At 47.3% G+C, this 19,577-nt stretch carries 19 protein-coding genes; 17 read left to right on the top strand and 2 right to left on the bottom strand.

The genetic code is table 11. The features are described from left to right. Positions 1-172: 172 nt before the first annotated feature. Positions 173-391: a hypothetical protein gene (locus tag Q0620_RS05265; protein WP_297962993.1), complete on the bottom strand. Its 219-nt coding sequence runs from the start codon at positions 389-391 to the stop codon at positions 173-175. Between the two features lie 313 nt (positions 392-704). On the opposite strand from Q0620_RS05265, the gene Q0620_RS05260 reads away from it, so the two are divergent. From Q0620_RS05260 to Q0620_RS05180, 17 genes are all read left to right on the top strand, one after another. After that, the gene (locus Q0620_RS05260; RefSeq protein ID WP_298783550.1) at positions 705-1,241 is read left to right on the top strand and encodes a DUF6803 family protein; all 537 of its coding nucleotides are present in this window, start codon (positions 705-707) and stop codon (positions 1,239-1,241) included. A gap of 388 nt (positions 1,242-1,629) precedes the next feature. Next, complete coding sequence (locus tag Q0620_RS05255) at positions 1,630-2,319, top strand: response regulator transcription factor (protein WP_298783548.1); 690 nt, start codon at positions 1,630-1,632, stop codon at positions 2,317-2,319. Next, positions 2,309-3,727, top strand: coding sequence for a DUF3365 domain-containing protein (locus Q0620_RS05250; protein WP_298783547.1), 1,419 nt, complete (start codon positions 2,309-2,311; stop codon positions 3,725-3,727). The genes Q0620_RS05255 and Q0620_RS05250 overlap by 11 nt, the downstream gene beginning before the upstream one ends. Positions 3,728-3,831: 104 nt before the next feature. Beyond that, complete coding sequence (locus tag Q0620_RS05245) at positions 3,832-5,907, top strand: cytochrome C (protein ID WP_298041518.1); 2,076 nt, start codon at positions 3,832-3,834, stop codon at positions 5,905-5,907. A gap of 51 nt (positions 5,908-5,958) precedes the next feature. After that, positions 5,959-6,732, top strand: a complete 774-nt coding sequence (locus tag Q0620_RS05240; protein WP_005870892.1) for an FKBP-type peptidyl-prolyl cis-trans isomerase N-terminal domain-containing protein — start codon at positions 5,959-5,961, stop codon at positions 6,730-6,732. Positions 6,733-6,760: 28 nt separating this feature from the next. Then, positions 6,761-7,468 carry a 4Fe-4S dicluster domain-containing protein gene (locus Q0620_RS05235; RefSeq protein ID WP_298783545.1) on the top strand — a complete coding sequence of 236 codons (708 nt, stop codon included), beginning with the start codon at positions 6,761-6,763 and terminating at the stop codon, positions 7,466-7,468. A 1-nt stretch (position 7,469) separates the two neighbouring features. Beyond that, positions 7,470-8,441 (top strand): NrfD/PsrC family molybdoenzyme membrane anchor subunit, encoded by a 972-nt coding sequence (nrfD, locus tag Q0620_RS05230; protein WP_298783543.1) that lies wholly within the window; start codon positions 7,470-7,472, stop codon positions 8,439-8,441. Positions 8,442-8,456: 15 nt separating this feature from the next. After that, entirely contained in the window at positions 8,457-11,147 is a 2,691-nt protein-coding gene (ccsA, locus tag Q0620_RS05225) for a cytochrome c biogenesis protein CcsA (RefSeq protein WP_298783541.1), read from the top strand. Positions 11,148-11,157: 10 nt separating this feature from the next. Further along, positions 11,158-11,991 carry a tetratricopeptide repeat protein gene (locus Q0620_RS05220; RefSeq protein ID WP_298783539.1) on the top strand — a complete coding sequence of 278 codons (834 nt, stop codon included), beginning with the start codon at positions 11,158-11,160 and terminating at the stop codon, positions 11,989-11,991. A 31-nt stretch (positions 11,992-12,022) separates the two neighbouring features. Then, positions 12,023-13,147 (top strand): nitrous oxide reductase accessory protein NosL, encoded by a 1,125-nt coding sequence (locus Q0620_RS05215; protein WP_298783537.1) that lies wholly within the window; start codon positions 12,023-12,025, stop codon positions 13,145-13,147. 17 nt (positions 13,148-13,164) lie between these two features. Beyond that, positions 13,165-13,332: a hypothetical protein gene (locus tag Q0620_RS05210; protein ID WP_297881588.1), complete on the top strand. Its 168-nt coding sequence runs from the start codon at positions 13,165-13,167 to the stop codon at positions 13,330-13,332. Further along, on the top strand, positions 13,322-14,431 hold the full coding sequence (locus tag Q0620_RS05205) for an FtsX-like permease family protein (RefSeq protein ID WP_298783535.1): 1,110 nt from the start codon (positions 13,322-13,324) through the stop codon (positions 14,429-14,431). Before Q0620_RS05210 ends, Q0620_RS05205 begins: the two co-directional genes overlap by 11 nt. Next, entirely contained in the window at positions 14,428-15,105 is a 678-nt protein-coding gene (locus Q0620_RS05200) for an ABC transporter ATP-binding protein (protein WP_298783533.1), read from the top strand. The genes Q0620_RS05205 and Q0620_RS05200 overlap by 4 nt, the downstream gene beginning before the upstream one ends. Then, a complete protein-coding gene (locus Q0620_RS05195) occupies positions 15,102-16,055 on the top strand; it encodes a hypothetical protein (protein ID WP_297914381.1) in 954 nt (317 codons plus the stop codon). Before Q0620_RS05200 ends, Q0620_RS05195 begins: the two co-directional genes overlap by 4 nt. Continuing rightward, positions 16,052-16,561, top strand: a complete 510-nt coding sequence (locus Q0620_RS05190; protein ID WP_298783531.1) for a hypothetical protein — start codon at positions 16,052-16,054, stop codon at positions 16,559-16,561. Before Q0620_RS05195 ends, Q0620_RS05190 begins: the two co-directional genes overlap by 4 nt. A gap of 336 nt (positions 16,562-16,897) precedes the next feature. Next, on the top strand, positions 16,898-17,719 hold the full coding sequence (locus tag Q0620_RS05185) for a DUF364 domain-containing protein (protein ID WP_298783529.1): 822 nt from the start codon (positions 16,898-16,900) through the stop codon (positions 17,717-17,719). 136 nt (positions 17,720-17,855) lie between these two features. Then, entirely contained in the window at positions 17,856-18,539 is a 684-nt protein-coding gene (locus tag Q0620_RS05180) for an alpha/beta hydrolase (RefSeq protein ID WP_298060733.1), read from the top strand. Positions 18,540-18,994: 455 nt separating this feature from the next. On the opposite strand, the gene Q0620_RS05175 is transcribed toward Q0620_RS05180, so the two are convergent. Then, entirely contained in the window at positions 18,995-19,426 is a 432-nt protein-coding gene (locus tag Q0620_RS05175) for a hypothetical protein (protein WP_298783526.1), read from the bottom strand. Between the last annotated feature and the right edge of the window lie 151 nt (positions 19,427-19,577).

Below are 19,577 nucleotides of genomic sequence, written 5' to 3'. Positions count from 1 at the left end.
CAATTGGCGGACGCAGTTAAAAATTAAGTATAGATAAAATGCATCGGCGCGCGTGAAGCGGAGTTAAATTTAAATTGCGGGCTAAATTTTAAAGTGCGGCTTAGACCGCTTGCGGGCGTTCGGCTCGGTTCTAAAATAGTTAAATTTAGCGCTAGCGCCTGCGGAGCTTCGGCTACCTGATTTTTGCGGTGCCGAAGCAAAGTCCGTTTTCGTTGCACTGCATATTTTCGATTTGCGGATCCTCGCTTTCGCCGCAAATTTGAATCATCTGATGCGATGCTTCATCCATTTTAGGCTCGCTGCAATACGAAACGCCGGGCTTTGGATGCTCAGGATTGGAGCAAGCGCATACAAACAGCGCTGCGCAGGCGAATAAGAGGGTGTTTTTCATTTTAAATCCTTTTAAAAAAATTTTGTAATTCTATCTTTGTAAAACTGAAATTTTACGGAATTTAAAGCGTTTCGGATAAATTTAAAGCATCTGCTTTTGCAAATATAAATTTTCTAAATTTCACGTTAGATACAAAGAGGCGGCGTGCGAGGCGAGATTAAAATTTAATATTTGTGAGCGAGTTTTAAGACGCAGCCCAAATCGTTTTATGGAAAGATAAGATTAAAGGTGCACTTAATCTTATCTATTGTTTTAAAATTTTTTACCGAAAGCCGCTAGAATTGCGCCCTTTAAACCAAAATAAGGAGAAAACATGGCAATGACGAATTACATGGAACTTTTGATGGCAAATCAGCCGTGGAATTTGATTTTATTTATGGCGGTGCCGATGGGCTTAGCAGAAGCGATAGTAGCGAGCGAATTTTTTAGCTTGTACCGCGCGAAGGAGGGCTCTTTGGCACTAAAAATCAATAAATGCCTTAGCATCATTCTCGGCGCTTATTTTACGATATTAATCATTTACGTAGCGGTTAAAATTTTGCCCGTCATTCATTTGCGTGGTGCTGCGGACGCCTTAGCTTTGGCGGCATACGTAGCGGCGGCGCTGCCTGCGCTGGTGCTGCTACTTTTGGAGCTCGGAGTTATCGCAAAAGGAGCGGAATTTAGAGCTAGGCTTAAATTTCATTTCTTGGCGCTGATTGTATTTTTGGTGCTAGGACACGTCGCGATGATTTTTGGAATGACCGATCCAGGTGTGAGCGGCATGGATCATTCTATGATGAATCATGGCTCGATGGAGAACATGGATCATGGCGGCATGGATCACTCAAAGATGGAGCATTCACATTAACTTTAGTATGCCCGGCTTGGGCTAAATTTTAAATTCTATTCCGCCGAGCTGCGGAGCTGAGATTTTATGTTTTAATTGCCTTTCGTCTACAAAATGCATATGTAAGCCCCTCTAAAATAGAATTTTACCGCCTTTCATATGCCGCCTGCGAGGCGGTAAAATTTAATATCAAGCTTATCGCCCCGCCTTTTATGTTCTTGTGATCTTTTAAGCCGACTTATGCAGGCGCAAAGCTCGCACATAGGTAGTTTTCAGTTTAAATTTGCGTGCAAACCGCTTTGGTATATTTTTTAACGTTAGTTTAATGCTAAATTTATATAATTTAAGCGAGTTATATTTTAAGAGACGATTAAGAATGAAATGTGCTAAGCTTGGAGGCGGATAGAGTATGCAAGATTACGAATTATTGGACGTTTTGTCCAATAAAAGGGTTCTTTGCCTAGAGGACGAGCCTGGGATTTTAAAAAATATAACCGAATCGCTACAGCTGTTTTTCGGCGAAGTAGTGGGGGTTAAGGACGGGCTGGAGGCGCTCGATGAAGCGATGAGCGGTTCGTACGACGCGCTGGTTTTTGATATCGGCGTGCCGCATATGGACGGGCTAGAGGTCGTTAAAAAGATCCGTGCTGCTGGTATCTCAGTGCCGATCGTGATACTTTCGAGCCACACCGAGCAGGAGTATCTGTGGCGGGCGGTGGAGCTTAAGATCACTAGATATCTGCCTAAGCCGTACGACAAAAATGCCTTTATAAAGGCACTGCAAGACGTCGCAGCGGAGCTGATAAATCACGCGCCGATATTTAGCATAAGCAGTGAGCTGAAGTATGATTTTGCCAAAAAGATCATCTACGTCAAAGACAGCGCCTGTCATCTTTCCAAAAGCGAGAGCAAGCTTTTGGAGTACTTCTTAGCGCGCAAAAATCAAACTATAACCTACGAGCAGCTATTCGACTATATGTGGGAGTTCGAGCAGCCCAGCAAGGAGGCGATCAAGGCGATCGTCAAAGAGCTACGCCGCAAGATCGGCAAGGACGTGATCAAAAATTTATATGCGGTGGGGTATCTCTTTGAAGTATAAATTTAAATTTATCGTAGCGGTTTTCGTGCTGCTATATATCGTAATTACGGCGTTGGTTTTTAACTTCTACCGCGAGCTCGCGCTAAAGGACACGAGGCGCGAGGCGTTTTATATCCTAGATACGATGAATGCGGTGCGCGATTACGTCTCGACCGTGCAGCGCCCGCTAATAAACGAACTTAAAGAAAAAAAGCTTCTGAGTGAGGATTTTTTCGATCCGAGGCTGATGTCCTCGACCTACATAACGCGCGAAATTTATAAAATTCAGCTCGCTAAAGAAAACATCAACTACGACTACAAGCTCGTCGCTACCGATCCGCTCAATCCCGAGCACGAAGGAAGCGAGTTTGAGAATGAAATTTTAGAGGGCTTTAAAGAAAACAAATATAAAGAATACTCCAGAGTCATCTATGATAAAGGTGGCGCCTCGTATCTTTTGAGCCTGCCGATAACAAACTCCCAGCCTTCGTGCACTGAGTGCCACAGCATCAACGCAGCACCTAAAAAGATGCAAGAGCTCTACGGCGATGTAGGGAATTTCAAAGGCGGTCTAGGCGATACGATCGCGATGATAAGCTTTAAAATTCCGATAAAAAGCATTCTGCTCTATCACACCAAAGAGTTTGTCGTTAGCGGCCTAAGCTTGCTTGCAGTGTTTTTGATCTGCATATTTTGTATCTATAAAATTCACAAAAAAAACGAGACCTTAAAGATGCAGACTCAGCTTTTACTGATAAATCAAAGCCGCCTCGCGCTAATGGGCGAGATGATCGGCAATATCTCGCACCAGTGGCGCCAGCCGCTATCGCAGATCAGCTCCACGCTTATAAATTTAGAGCTTTACAACGAGCGAGGCAAGCTCTCAAAAGAGAGGCTCGAAGGCGGTATAAAAGACGCGGGCGAGCAGGTGAAATTTATGAGCGATACGATCGAGGATTTTAAAAATTTCTTCAACCCGAACATGCCGAAGAGGGAATTCAGCGCCGGCGAAGCGATCGAGCAGGCGCGTAAAATTTTAAACGCCTCGCTTAAAAAACACGTCATCGATATAAGCGTGCGGATAGAGGAAAATTTCACCCTTTACGGCAACGTAAACGAGCTAATCCAGGTGATCATAAATATCATAAATAACGCAAAGGAGGCGTTTTTGGACGTACCGCTTAAACGGCGCGAGATTAAAATTCGCTCGTTTTTAAAACAGGGCGAGCGGGTAATCACGATCGAAAATAACGCAAGCCGCATCGATGAAGCGCAGCTAGATAAAATTTTTGAGCCGCACTTTACTACAAAGCAGCAGGGCAGCGGGCTAGGGCTATATATGAGCAAGATGATAATCGAAAAAAATGGAGGGAGCATAAGCGCTGCGAATTCCGACGAAGGCGCGATATTTACGATATCTTTTCGTTAAATTTAGACTTTATTAAATTTCTCCCTTTTTCACCCTTTTTTGTTGGTATTATTTCAATCGTAAAACTTTGCTAATTTAAAAATTTGATTTTCAAAGGAGGAGCCATGAAAAAATGGAATAAGATGCTACTAGGCGCGCTCGCCTGTATTAGCATTTTTGCCGCAGGAGCCTGTGCCGACGAAGGCATGGGGCATGAGATGGAAATGTCGCAAAAATCGCGCGACGTCATCGCAAATCCTAAGGGCACGTTGCAAAGCAGAGGCGTCATATCCTTGCAGGACTACGTCGTAGAAGAGCGAGAGATGTATGACTGGCTATTTAAAAATCACCCGATTTTTACCAAATACGGCGGTAAGACGGTCGGTAAGATGGATGTACACGACCGAGGTTTGGAGTGGCTTGCGGAAGGTCATGGATTTGACTTTTCAAAGGCGAGTAAAAGAGACGACGGCAAGGGCTATAGCTCTATGATGTATAGAATCCCTGCGGGCTCTTCTTTGCAATTTCCGAATAAATTCATAGGTCCTGAAAAATGCGGCGAGTGCCACCCTGCGCAGTATGAGACATGGAGCAGATCGCGCCACGCCACTACTATCCGCTTCCCGGGCGAGCACCCGGAGGTTAATAACAACCTAACCGATCCTGTATTTAGCCCGGATACGGCGTCGATCCTTCCAAAAGGTATTACCCCTGACGTAATTTATGCGACCGTGGGGCATCTAAGGACAAAATTTGGCTACGTAGATGCGTGGCTTCTACGCGGAACCTATCACGTAGAGGGCGGCTTGCTAAGAGATGGTACCGGTCAAATCGTAGCCGGCGGCAACCAATTCCAAAGGACTTGGGCGTTAAATTTAGACGATGAGACGGTCAAAAAGATTAAAAAGATCGTTCCGGAATTCCCGGAAACTCTAGCCGATTATGGCGATAACGGCGGTTACGTAAGAGGTCTTGCGTCGTATGCTGCGAAATATAAAAAATCGATGTTTTTCCAAGCAAACAGCTCGTATTGTGAAGTCTGCCACCCATTCAAATTCGACTTTAAAACTAAAAAAGAATTCTATGCTGCTTTGGGTAATGCAAAAGAGCTTCAAAAGCACACTATCTCCAAAGGTATCACCTGTGAAGAGTGCCATGGAGCGGGCGGTCACCTTGACGGCGCTACAAATTTTAGAACCTCAAACTGCGAACGCTGCCACCAAAGATTTAACTATAGCCCTGATTTAGCTCGTGCTAATCCGCTAAACAACGGAAATCCCGATCTATCTCTTAGCTCTAAATTTAAATCTATGGGACCAGGATGTGGCTCTGAAGGCTCTCAGTCCTACTTCACCGCTCACTACGAAAAGGGTATGCGCTGCGTAACCTGTCACGATCCGCACGATAATACTGGACCGGTAGTTGGCGATAAAACCGTCAAGGGCGTAAATTATAACTCCGAGCAAGGCTATTTAAGCGCGTTTTATACAAAGCCTAAGATCACAAAAGAGTGCAAAGACTGCCACCAAGAGCAAGCCTACATCGCCGCAAGAGCCGATACGCATAAAGACAATACCTGCGCATCTTGCCACATGCCGTTTATGATGAGCTGCGAGAACTTCTACGCTATTCAGTTCCAAGACAACGCGGGATTCGATACTCAAAGAAGATCGCACATCTGGAAGATCGACATCGATCCTGCTAGAAAATCTCTAGTCGCAGGCGATGCCGCTAAAGGTCCAAGAGATGCAAAAGATTGGCACTTCCAAAGAAATAAAGAGGGACGAAATTTCGTCGATCTTATGTGGTCGTGCGCACGAACGTCTTGGGCAGATAAAGATATGCAAGATACCAAAGGCTGCCATAGTCCAGTCGTCTCCGAGCTAAAAGAGACGCTTCACTTCAAGAACCAAAAGCAGGTTTACGATGAGGTTATGGGCTGGCAAACTCCGATTAAGAGCGACTTCTCGCAAGTTAAGATCGGTATTCAAGGAATTTACTCTATCCTTGAGACTAAAAAGCTTAACTCCAGCGACAAAACTCGCGTTTACGAGCTAATAGAAAAAGCTCAAGACACCGTCGATCTTATCGAAAAAGACGGCTCATGGGGAATGCATGGCTTTAAATATACTAAGCAAAGGCTAGAGGCTGCTAAAGAGTATATCAAAGAGGCTCAAAGAATTCTAAATAATAATTTATAATTCTTTCGGGGTCGCGTAAGTTCGCGGCCCCGAAATTTAAAAGGCAAATGTATGCAAAAAAGACTAAAAATTTTCTTGCCTATCGTTTTGGCAAGCTGCGCGTTGGGCGCGAATTTAACTACGCAAGAACAAAAAGAATCTTATAGCATCGGAGCTTCTACCGGAAGCTATGTTTCAAACCAGCTGCATTCACAAGCCGCATTAGGCGTCAAATATGACTTAGATGCGGTGATAGAGGGGTTTTTGGACGCTCTTAAAAAGCAGCAGAAGCTAAAAGATGAGGAAATTATTGCGCTTTTGAATCAAAGAGCCGATAAGCTAAATAAGATCGTAGAAACAAATTCCAAAGCGGAGCTTGATAAAAATTTAAAAGCGGGCAAGGAATTTATGGCGAAAAATGCCAAAAATCCGGACGTTAAAACCACAAAATCCGGTCTTCAATATGAAATTTTAAAGCTAGGTATGGGCGAAAAGCCAAAGCCTGAGAGCGTAGTAGTGATGAACTACAAGGCGTATTTGACGAACGGTAGCGTATTTGACGATACTTTCGCGTCTAAAATTCCGGCGCATCTTTCTATGATAGGCTTAATCGACGGATTGCGCGAGGGGTTGCTTTTGATGAATACGGGCTCGAAATATAAATTTACAATCCCTAGTAATTTAGCCTACGGCAACGTGGACGTAGATAGAATTCCTGCGGGTTCTGTGGTGATTTTTGAAGCCGAACTACTAAAGGTTTTAAAGCCCGGCGAGCTTGCCGATGCGGCCAAAAAGCTTAGCGAGAGCGAGGCTAAAAGCTTTCACGACGCGAATAAAACAAAGTAGTTTTGCTTAAATTTAGTCGGAGGAGAATATGCAAAAGCAAAGAAGAAATTTTATAAAATCCGCCGCACTCGGCTCTTTGGGGCTCGGCGCAATCGCCTCAAGCTTGCTCGCACAAAACGGCACAGATAAAAATGCGCAAGATGTAAACGCAAGTGCTAAAAAGCAAGAGCCGAAAAAGCCGCACTACGGCATGATATTCGATCAGAACAAATGCGTGGGCTGTACCGATTGCGAGATCGCCTGTAAAAAGGTAAATTTGGTTCCGAAAGGTCAAATGAGGCTTTTTATCCAGGACAAAACCGATCCGCTAAATTTGAAAGAAAAGCGCTATGTTAGAGTATCTTGTCAGCAGTGCGAGGACGCGCCGTGCGTGAACGTCTGCCCGACGAAAGCCTGTCACAAGGACGAAAAAACCGGCATCACGACGATGAACACCGATGATTGCATCGCCTGTAAATACTGCATCGTCGCCTGTCCTTACGACGTGCGCTTTATAAATCACGAAATAAGAGCCGCAGAGAGCTGTAACTTCTGCTTGGATACGAATTTAAAAGACGGTCACGAGCCGGCCTGCATCGAGGCGTGCAGATACGAGGCGATCGTGTTTGGCGATCTAAACGACGAAGACTCGCACATCAGCAAGCTACTTCGCGTAAAAGACAGCCTGCGAATGCATCCTGAGTGCGGCACGAAGCCGAGCCTGCGCTATATTCCTGCGGTAAAACTGGGGGTGTGATATGAACGGAGCCATAAATTTCACTGCGACCTTCTCGCACGGCGTAGAGTGGGGCTGGCCGATAGCGGTCTATCTTTTGCTGGCGGGTATGAGCGGCGGCGCTTTAGTAGTCGCGATCCTCGTCAAATTTTACAAAAAACAGACCGAAAGCACGCCGCTGTTTAAGGCCGCGTCGCTGCTATCTTTAGTTACGATTTTACTCGGTATGGTCTGCCTGGTAGCCGACCTTGAGAGGCCGCTACTTTTCTGGAAAATTTTGATTAATTATAACTTCACCTCGGTTATGTCCGTGGGCGTAGCGGCGCTTTGCGTCTATATCCCGCTTAGCTTCTTAGCCTGCCTTTATGCGTTTGAAGCTGATCTTAGCGGATTTTTATCGCGCAGACTTACTTTTTTAAAAGGGCTTTTCACGCTCGTAATAAAAATTTTAAACGCGCTTCGCCCGCTACTTCTTGCGCTTACGCTTGTTTTTGCGGTCGCGATCTGCGCCTATACGGGCTTTTTGATCTCGGTTTTGGTTAGATTTCCTATCCTTAATACCGCTGTTTTACCTGCGCTTTTCGTGGCGTCTGGCTTATCGGCTGGTATCGCGGGATCTAGCCTAATAGCCGCGCTTTTCTTTAAAGCCGACCCGCACGGCGGCGATCTTAAAATTTTACACGCGGTCGAGTGGCCGGTTTTAGCGATGGAAATTTTACTAATCGGCATGATTTTCGTCTCACTAATAACGGGCAGCGACGTACAAAAAGCCGCGAGCGTCGCATTTAGCGAGGGATTTTATGCGAAGATGTTTTGGCTAGGCGTCGTAGGCGTAGGCTTTTGCGTACCGCTAGTTTTAAATTTCGCACTGGGCAAAAAGATCGCTCACACCGCGTTTGCGTTCTACGTTAGCGCGCTTGCTAGCGTGGTCGGAGTATTACTTCTTAGAATGTTTATACTATACGCGGGACAAACTTACGATATAATAATGTAAAACTGCGGAGGGTTAATGAGCGCGCTAAAAATATTAAAATTTTTCATCTCTTACAAGTTCGCGCTCTGCCTCCTTTTTATTCTAGCCGCAGGTGCCGGCGTCGCAACCTTTTTAGAGAGCATTTACGATACGCAAACTGCTAAAATTTTAGTCTATGAGGCGCGCTGGTATGAGTGCGTCATGGGTGCTGCGACGCTGAGCCTGCTCGGCATAATCATAAAATCTAAAATGTGGCGCCGCTTCGGCTCCTTCGTCCTTCACACGGCATTTATCGTTATCTTTATCGGCGCGGCGCTGACGCGCTATTTCGGCACCGAGGGCGTGCTGCACGTAAGAGCGGGCGAGAGCGAAAACGAGATGGTGAGCGTCAAGCCATACTTGCAAATCCGTACGCAAGACGCGCTGTTTGAGCACCCGCTAAATTTAAGCCAGATCGGCGATAACGATTTTAGCTTCACGCAAACCATAAACTCAAAAAACTTCACCGTCAAATTTAGCTCCTACAAACCCGCGCCCAAAGGCGAGCAGGGCACGCTTGCGGTAAAGGTGGGCTTTGAGGGCGGAAGCGAGCAAGAAGCGCAGCTGCGCGGCGGCGCTGGCTGGCTCGGGGAACCTAAAATTTTAAACTTTGACGGCGAGGAGATAATGCTAAGCTGGGGCTCGAAACTCATAGAGCTTCCGTTTGCGGTAAAGCTTTTGAAATTTAAGCTCGAGCGCTACCCTGGCTCGCAAAGTCCATCATCCTATGCTAGCGACGTTGAAATTTTAAAAGAGGGAAAGAGCGCGGGGGAGTATGAAATTTATATGAACCATCCGCTAAGCTTTGGCGGCTTTAAGCTCTTTCAATCCTCCTACGACACGGACGAGCTGGGCACGGTGCTGGAGCTTAACCGCGATCCGGGTAAAATCCCTACCTATTTCGGCTATTTCTTGCTTTGCGTCGGATTTATCGGAAATCTTTTTACCGCCGGCAGCAGGTTTAAAAAGCTAGCTAAATTTATCAAAAATAACGCGCCTGCCGCGCTTCTTTTGATCGCGCCGCTTTTTTTCAGCATTGAGCTTCGCGCCGCGGATGAAAACTATCTAGCAAACCTTAAAGCCAACTCGCGCGTTCACGCAAACGGCGCGTTCGCGGAGCTTTTGGTGCAAGATTACATGGGTAGAATCAAGCCGCTTAGCACCGAAGCAAGCGAGATCGTAAATAAAATTTCGGGCACGGAGGGGCTTTACGGCTTAAGCGCCGAGCAGATGATCCTAGGAATGAGCCTAAACCCCGCGTTTTGGCGCGATCAAAAGATCATCAAGATCAAAAACGACGAGATCAAAAAGATGCTGGGCTTAGCCCCGCAGGAGCGATATGCGAGCTTTAATTCGGTCTTTGATGAAAACGGCAACTACAAGCTAGCCCACGCCCTGGACGAGGCGAATGAAAAAAGCGCCTCGCGCCGCGGCGTACTCGATAACGAGCTGATTAAATTCGACGAGCGGCTAAACATCGCGTATCTGACCTTTAGGGGGGTGTTTTTTAAATTTATCCCCGTGCCGAACGACCCGCAAAACGCGTGGCTCTCGCCGAACGACGCCTTTGCGGATTATAGTATCGCTCCGCAGATCAAAGGCGTGCTAAATGACTATCTAAACGGCTTGCAGGATGGAATTTCGGATAATGATTGGGCTAAAGCGGATGCCGCACTTGCGGAGCTGAAAAACTACCAAAGAGCCACCTCGGTAGCTATTCTTCCAAGCGTTAGTCGCGTCAAAGCCGAGGTGTTTTACAACAAAGCTTCGGTTTTCAAAAAGCTCGTTTATTGCTATATGGTCCTAGGCGGCGTAGCTCTAATATTGGCGCTTTTGGGCGCACTTTGCGGCAAGCGCTTTGTGCTCGCGCAAAAAATTTTATTCACAGCCTTTGCCACAAGCTTTGCGGCACATACCCTCGCGCTTGCGTTGCGCTGGTATGTCGCGGCTCACGCGCCGTGGAGCGATAGCTATGAGTCGATGATCTACATCGGCTGGTCGGCGGCGCTTGCAGGGATCATATTTTTTAGAAAGTCCCTACTTACGCTAAGCGCGAGTTGCCTGCTAGCTAGCATCGTAATGCTCGTAGCGCATATGAGCTTCGTAAATCCGCAGATTACCAACCTCGTGCCGGTGCTAAAATCCTATTGGCTTAGCATCCACGTCTCGGTTATTACGGCTAGCTATGGATTTTTAGGGCTTAGCTGCCTGCTTGGGCTTTTAGCTCTTGTTTTGATGGCGCTTAAAAACGGCGCCAATCGCGAGCGGCTCAATGCGCAGATCAGATATATAACGGCGATCAACGAGATCAGTCTCATAGTGGGGCTTTCGATGCTGACGCTCGGAAATTTCTTCGGCGGCGTATGGGCGAATGAGAGCTGGGGGCGATACTGGGGCTGGGATAGCAAAGAGACCTGGTCGTATGTCTCGATCATCGTCTATGCAATCGTGCTGCATCTAAAGCTTATCCCGAAGCTCGGTTCGATCTATGTTTATTGCGTGAGCTCGACGCTCGCGTATAGCTCGATCATAATGACCTATTTCGGCGTAAATTTCTACCTCACCGGCATGCACTCTTACGCCGCTGGAGATACGCCGCAGATACTCGCGCCGTTTTATTGTATAATAGCGGCGATAATTTTAATAATCGCTCTTGCTTTTAGAGGCAGGGACGTAAAAACGATATAAAGGAGTAAATTTGAAAAAAATTCTAATAGCGCTGGTTTTGGTTGCCGCGGCAAACGCGGGCTTTATAAGCGAGGGCATTCAAGCTCAGCAAAGCGGCGATCATAAAAAACTCGCAGAAATTTACGAGCGAGCGTGCGGTTTGGAAAATAAAGCTTCGGGATGCTATAATCTAGCCGTTTTGTATTTTGAGGGCACCGGCAACGTAGAGAAAAATTTCGAAAAAGCGATCAGCCTCTACGAGAAGGCGTGCAGCGCTAAATTTGCGCTTGCGTGCAACAATCTAGGCTATATCTACGAAAGCGGCAACGGCGCGGATCAAAATTTCACCAAAGCCGCGGCTTATTACGAAAAAGCCTGCAAAGATAACGAGGGCTGCACATCGCTCGGGCTTTTATACGCAAACGGCGCCGGGCTCGCGAAAGACGTAGCCAAGGCCGCTAGCCTTTATGAAAAAGCCTGCACCTACGGCGATATGATGGGCTGCAACAACCTGGGCTATCTGTATCTGAAGGGCGAAGGCGTACAGCAAAGCTTCGCAAAGGCTAAAATTTTTTACGAAAAGGCTTGCGGTGGCGACATCGGCATCGGCTGCAACAATCTGGGCTATCTATACGCCTTCGGGCAGGGGGTGGACCAGGATTATAAGCAAGCAAAGCAGCAGTATGAAAAGGCGTGCAGCCTCGGCCACTTCGACGGCTGCAATAACCTAGCCATAATGTACGCCGAGGGCAAGGGTGTGAAGTCCGATAACGCCAAAGCAAAAGAGTTTTTCAAAAAAAGCTGTGACGGCGGCATCAAGATGGGATGCGAGAATTTAGAATTTTTAAACTCGATTAGTAAGTAAATTTAAAACATCAAATTTTTAAGGAGATAGTATGATTTTACGTTCTATTTTGGCTTCGGCTTTACTGGCGGCAGCGGTTTGCGGCGCTTCGATGAATGAGCAAAAAGACAAACAAATGCCGATGTTTCAAAGTGTGGATCCTAGCAAGGCTACGCTCGTAGGAAGCGGCGAGGGCAAAGAATACTGCGCCGTTTGCGGAATGAATTTGGTTAAATTTTACAAAACCAACCACGTTTGGAAAGGCAAGCAAGTAGCTTCTCTACACTGCTTGTACGAGATTACGGAGGGAAAAATTCCAAGCGATGCACAGGTCGTCGATACGAAAAATCTAAATTTGATCGACGTAAATAAAGCCTTTTACGTCGTGGGCAGCAAGGTCAAAGGCACGATGACGCGTAATAGCAAATACGCCTTCTCAACCGAAGCCGACGCTAAAGAATTTCAAGCCGAAAACGGCGGCGAGATAATGAGCTTCGCCAAAGCCTACGAGATTGCGGGGCAGGATTTCGAGGGCGATAATAAGATGATTAAAGCCAAGCGCGAGGGCGGCGTTTACGCGCACGGTAAAGAATTTTACGAAACAAACTGCGCTAAAACGTATGCTAAAAGCTTCAAAGCCATCTCCGAGCTTAAAGCTCATCTCAAAAAGACTTGCGATGCAAAGGGTGCTAGCAAGGCTCCTGAGTACGACAAACACCTGCAAGCTGCGGCGCTATATTTGTGGGACGCGCCGGCAAATTTAGGCAGTAGCGATAAAAACGCAAAAGCGAAAAAGCCTGAAAAGATCGTCGTGCCGGAAGGCGCTAAATGCCCGGTCTGCGGCATGCTAGTGGGCAAAAACCCTAACTGGGCGGCGATGATAGAGATTCAGGGCGGCGAGAATTTGTATTTTGACGGCGTGAAAGATATGATGAAATACTACTTCCAAAAGGGCAAGGGCTTTGATAAAATTTTCGTAACCGACTACTACAAGCTACACAAGATCGACGCTAAAAGCGCCTTTTTCGTGCTCGGCTCCGACGTCTTAGGACCGATGGGCGACGAGCTCATTGCGTTTGATAGCGAGAGCGCGGCTAAGACCTTCGCTAAAGATCACGGAGGCAAGAGCGTGCTTAAATTTGACGAAATTCAAGAGAGCGTAATAGAAGGGCTATGAGGCTCATTTGCGCTTTAATGATCTTTTTTGCCGCCCTTTACGCGCTCATCGCGGTACATTATGTGAGCTTTGATCGCGCAAAGGGCGAGCAGTGCCTGCAAAAGCTCGCACGCGAGATAAAGGACGTGCGGCTCTCAAGCAGCTTTAAGAGCAAGGCCTATGCGGAGTTCGTCTATGATAAGTAAAAATTTCATCGACTACTCCGTAACTTTGCTGCGAAAAGACAGAGCCGATCACGCTTTTAGCTTCGCGATCTTTGCGTTTATCGTTTTTATTTTAAGCTCGGTGCTTTTTATCTCGGGCTCCATTCAAAACGATCTTGAAAAGGTCATCAAGCTCAGGCCCGACATCGTCGTAGAGGCTCTACGCGCGGGCAAACGCGATCTGATGCACGACGGCTATATCTACGACATCTCTAAAATCGCGGGCGTCAGCGAAGTGCAGGGCGCCGTGGACGGGATGTATTACTTCGCTCAAAAGCGCGTTTGGTTTCATATCGTAGGCGACGAAAATTTGAATGAAAACGAAATGATCGTAGGCGAGGGGGTAAAGGCGGCGATGGGCGAGTGGTACTACGAGGATGAGTTTCACTTCTTAACCGAACAGCGCCTAATCGCGATTAAGATCAATAAAATTTCGCCGCACGAAAGCAGCATCGTCTCAAACGACGTGATCTATCTCAACCCCGATACCGCGCGCGAGGTGCTAAGCCTGAAGGAGGGCGAATATACCAAGCTCTACGTAAGCGTGCCCAACCCCAACGAAGTAAGCGAAGTGGCGCTTAAGATCGTAAATTTATACCCCAACACGGAAGCCCTTAGCGCCGAGGACGCGGTGGCAGAAGTAAGGCATCTGTATTATTACAAGGGTGGAATTTTTATGGTGCTTTACGCCGTGGCGATGATCTCGTTTTTCATCTTGCTGAAAAATCAAATTTCGCTCGCATACGGCGAGAAGAAAAAGGAGATCGCGATCTTGCGCAGCATCGGCTTTTGTATAAAGGACATCATCGCGATGAAATTTATCCAAAATTTCATCGTCTCGCTAAGCGCGTATCTACTCGGCGTCGCGGGCGCTTATGCTTATGTTTTTATCCTGGATGCGCCGCTTCTGCGCGATATATTCTTAGGCGGCGAGCTGCGAAATTTCATCACCTTCACGCCCGCGATAAATTTTAATATGCTCTTTTTGATCTTCGTCTTTAGCGTGATCCCGTTTTTGGCGTTCGTCATCATCCCTTCATGGCGCATCGCTATCGGCGATATGAGTGAGGCGGTCAAATGAGCAAGATAGAGATCAAGCAGCTTTTTAAAATTTACAACGAGGGCAGGGCGAATGAGTTTCGCGCCTTAAAAAACATAAGCCTAAGCGTCGAGGAAGGGCAGATCGTAATCTTAAAAGGGGTCAGCGGCAGCGGCAAAAGCACGCTTCTATCCATCATAGGCGCGCTTTCTAAGCCGAGCAGCGGCGAGGTTTTAGTGGACGGCGCAAACGTCTCCAAGCTCGCCGATATCGAAAGCTCCGCGTATCGCCACAAAAAAATCGGTTTTATCTTTCAGTCTTTCAACCTGCTTGAGGCGCTTAGCGTCTATAAAAACGTCCTTGCGCCGCTTAGTCTTGAGCGGCTGAGCAGGGATGAGTTTAGCGCGCGCATAGACGAAGCGATGCAGATCGCTAATATCGCGCATAAAAAAGATCAGATCGTCTCGAGCCTTAGCGGCGGCGAGAAGCAGCGCTGCGCTATTGCAAGGGCGCTCGTGATGAGGCCGCAGATCATCTTGGCCGACGAGCCGACGGCAAATTTAGACAAACAAAACTCGCTCGGTTTTATCGAGATGCTCTCAAAGCTTAAAGAGCTTAAAAAGACCGTTTTGATCGCGACGCACGACATACTCTTCGACGAGTTAAGTTTCGTAGATCGATACGTGTTTTTAAAAGACGGAGAAATTTCCGCATGAGCGTATTTTTATCGGGCAGCGTGATCGCGTTTTTGGCCGTGGAGCTGATCGTAATAGCGCTGATGGCGATCTCGCAGTTTCACATCGTGCGGATCATGCGCTACTGGGACTTTAACGCCACGTCAAATTTACAATACGCCCTGGAGAAAAGAAACTATCTCATCAACACCATTTTGTTCTTCACGATAGCGTGCAAGATCATTTTGTTTATATTTTTTGCGCTCTGCTTAAATGAGCTCTCTTCGGTCGTGCCGGGCGCGATGTGCTCCGCGGGCGTCGTGGGCTCGAACCGCTACGGCAATATCCTGCTGCTTTTAAAAATTTTACTGATCTTCGGCTTTGGGCTCTGGCTTATTTTAAACAGCCTCGATCTTAAAGCGGGCAAATTTCCCTATCTAAAGCGCAAATACCTGATCTTTACCATCCTTTTTACGGGTGTTTTAGCGGAGTTTATTTTAGAAATTCTATTTTTTATCAATATCCCGTTGCGCGTGCCGGTGTTTTGCTGCTCGGTCGTATTTCGCGCGCCGAAGCTTCCGTTCGGCTACACGCAGGCGCTTTTGGCAACCTTTTTCTACGCGATATTAGGCGCCATTTTGATCTTAAATTTCTTAAAGCAGTCGATGGCGAGCTTTGCTTTAAATTTACTCTTTTTGTTCGTCGCATACTACGCGATTACCTATTTTTTCGGGCTTTACGTTTACGAGCAGCCCAACCATAAATGCCCGTATTGCATGCTTTTGAAGGATTATTACTTCGTCGGCTATGCGATTTGGGGCTCGCTGTTTTTGGGTATATTTTTCGGCATCGTGCCGTTTTTAACGGAGCTTATCACCAAGCGCGCCTACACCCACCTGCTTAAATACTCCTCGTTCTGGCTTATTCTAAACGCGCTCATCTGCAGCGCCTACGTCGTCAAATACTACTTCGTGCGGGGTGCGCTGCTATGATTAAGAAAATTTTTGCCGCGGTTTTGCTCGCCTGCGTGATGGGGCTACTGATATCGTTTATGGATATAGCCGAATCCAAAATTTCCGTGCGCCACGGCAATAAGGATAAGCAGCCGCTGCAGATCGAATTCGGCAAATACCTATGTCACGAGAGCGGCACGGTGATAAACGATCTGTACAACACCGCTCAGGCCGTTATGCCAAACGGCGATACATATTTTTTCAACGACATCGCAAACGTCTTTATGTGGCTGATGCGGCAAAAAAACAAAGATGAGATCGTGGTGTGGGTTTATTCGCAAGACACCGAAAAATACATCATCGCCAAGGACGCCTGGTACTCGCGCGTCGAGATCACGCCGATGGGCTACGGCTTTGGCGCGTATGAGTTTCACAACTACGGTAGGAGCGATTACTACTACGACGAGATCGTGCTGTGCGCCGCTCGCGGCGAGACGCTGCTAAATCCGCTCATAAACATCCTGCTATCGGAAAATAAAATTTAGCTTTGCGGCGGATCGGGAAATTAAATTTAGTCCTGCGATGGATCGGAAATAAAATTTAACCCTTCGGCGGATATGAAATAAAATTTAGCCGTGCGGCAGGTAGGAAGTAAAATTTAACTCCGCAGCGGGCGCGACTTGTTGTAGATACGGCTCGCCGCGTAAATTTTACCCGTGCTTGCTGCTTTTATTAAAATTTTGCTCACTCCCGCCTATTTCGTTAAATTTGGCTCGCGTCTGCTTGGACGTTGCCCGTCGTGCGATCAATAAATTTATATCAATACGGGCGCCGAAATTTTAAGCTATAATGGCACTAAATTCCAGATCAAAGGAGCGAAAATGAGCGAAATTTTAGATCAGACGCTAGAGTGCGCGAAAGAAATTTTAGGCGCCCAGGCGCTGGATCTTAAGATCGAGCGCGCGGTCGTGGGGCTGTTTTTTAGCGGCGTGAAGCTGAGCGGAGGCGCGTGCGGGCTTAGCTATACGCCGCTAAAGTCCCTATCGGGCGCCGTTTGCTGCCCCTCGCAAGCAAGCGTGATGCCCGATTCGGGCAATATTGCGGGCAAGAGCGTGCGCTATCTACTGCGTGATCTGGGCTCCGCCGCGCCGCTTAAAAAGACGCTCGCGCTCGCTGCGCTAAATGCGCTTGGAAGGGCGTGTTTTGATAAAATCCGCGCGGATTACGACGTGAAATTCGGCGCCGATCCCTTTGAGCAGCTGCGGATCGAGCGCGGCAGCTTTAGCGTCGTCGTGGGCGCGCTGGTGCCCTACATCAAGACGCTGATGAAAAATGGCGCGGATTTTAAAATTTTAGAGCTTGATAAAAGCACGCTCAAGCAGGCGGAGCTGCCGTTTTATTTGCCCGCAAGCGAGGCCGCAAGCGTCGTGCCGCGCGCCGATAACGTGATAATCACGGCTACGACGCTCATCAACGACACGCTCGATGGGCTTTTGCGCCTGAAAAAAAGCGGCGCCAAGCTCGTGCTCGTGGGGCCTACCACGCCGCTACTGCCGCAGGCGCTGTTTGAGCGCGGCGTGGACTTTGCGGGCGGCACGCTCGTGCGGGATGCGGACGCGGTACTCGATATCATCGCACAGGCGGGCTCGGGGTATCACTTTTTGGGTAAATTTGCCGATAAAATCACGATTTGCAAGGGCTAGGGCGCGGATTGAAATTTTAAAATTTTGCGCACAAGCGGCTTTGCAGCAGATTTTTATAGATCTACGCGAACGTTTTAAGAGGTCTTTTTTAAAAAACGATGTAAAATGTCCGCTTTAGAAATGAGAGGAGCTATAGATGAATAGCAAAAGACGAAATGCGATGAAATTTAGCTTGGCGTGCGCAGCTTCGCTACTTTGCGTCGGTACCGCCTCGTTTGGGGCGAGCTTAAATTCGAAGGAGAAAAATATGCAAAAGTGCGTCTATATCGTGCACGGCTACGATGCTTCGCCTAAGAAGCACTGGTTTGCTTGGCTTAAAGGCGAGATCGAAAAATCGGGCGCGAGGGCGGAAATTTTAGCGATGCCTACGCCTGCGCACCCAAGGCTTGATGAGTGGCTGAAGACATTGCGAGAAAGCGTAAAATTTGAAGGCGAAGTCTATCTGGTCGGACACAGCCTCGGATGCCCTACGATCTTAAATTTCTTACAAAGCAGTGCCATGGGCGGCGCAGTAGAGGGCATCGTGCTAGTTTCGGGGCTTGCAAAGCCGCTTAGCGATCCGCAATTTAAAATTTTAGATGAGTTTATGGATAAAGGCTTTGATTTTGAGCGCATAAAAGCCGCCGCAAAACAGCGCGCTGTAATTTCTGCGAAGGACGATTATATCGTGCCGTTTAGCTTCAGCCGCGAGTTAGCGGGGCAGATCGATGCTAAGTTTTACGAAGTGGAGAAGGGCGGGCATTTTTTAGACAGGGACGGCTTTACGAAGTTTGATCTAGTCTATGAAATTTTAGAAAAAATGATGAAGCTAAAGGGCTAGATTTGGGGCAAACGCACCCGCTTGGTTTTTGCTTCTGCATTCGCCGCTCGTATTTTTCTCTACCGAAGCTTGGACTTGCTTTGCGGCTAAGATAAGGGTCTCGTCTTTAGCCCGCCGAAGGCTTCCGCTACCCGCATAAATAAATAGATAAGCCTGCGGCGTAATCGTCGTTTGCGAGGCGAGTTCCGCGCCGTTTTAAAATTTTGCAAACGCCGCAGCGGCAATAGGCGCGTATCGTGCGAGTGCTAAAGCGCAGTGTGTATGGCGGCAAGTAGGTTTCGAGTTGCGGCAAGATAAAATTTAGCGAGCGCGGCGGAGCTTTTTCGACTACGAAATTTTAAAGCAAGCGGGATAAGCTAAATTTTAAATAGCGCCCAGCTTGCGAGGGCTAAATCCGCACCTAAGTCCGTATCGCGCGAGAGATAAAATTTGGCGGGCGCGAAAGGCGCATAAGTTTAACTTTTCTTTTCGTTAAACACATACGAGATCACGAAAACGATCAGACAAACGGGTGCAAATGCAAATGCCACGCTCCAGCCGGCGGCACGCTCGCCCCAAAAATACCCCGCCGCCAAGCACGCCAAAAACCCGCCGTAAAAAGCGCCGAGCGATAAATTTTCTACCGCAAAAAGCAGCAAACTGAGATTTGGATTTTTTATAAATAGCTTACTTAGCTTAAAGTTTTTATACCTTTTGAACAAATACCAAAGCGGCGTGCAATCCAAAATCGCAAATATTGCTACAAAAACAGCAATCCTTAGCGCGCCATCAAAAGGCAAAACCGCCAAAATCAAAGCCGCCACCAACCAATCAAGCAAGAAGACCATCGGCAAAGCGAGCAAATATCTCGCTGTCCTGTGAAATTTATACCTTTGCTTTGCACTCACTATATCTTGCGCACTCCTTGACATTTTATCAGGGCATATTTGCCAATTCTTTTATCATACTCTCAACACTTTTGTCTATATTGGTTTTCGTAGTGCCACAGTTATCAAATTCTAAATAGCTAATATTTTGTTTAAGATCTGATTTATGGTT

The organism is uncultured Campylobacter sp. (assembly GCF_938017615.1).
In the GTDB taxonomy this organism is placed as follows: Bacteria; Campylobacterota; Campylobacteria; order Campylobacterales; family Campylobacteraceae; genus Campylobacter_B.
This window is presented reverse-complemented; position numbering and strand designations above follow the sequence as displayed.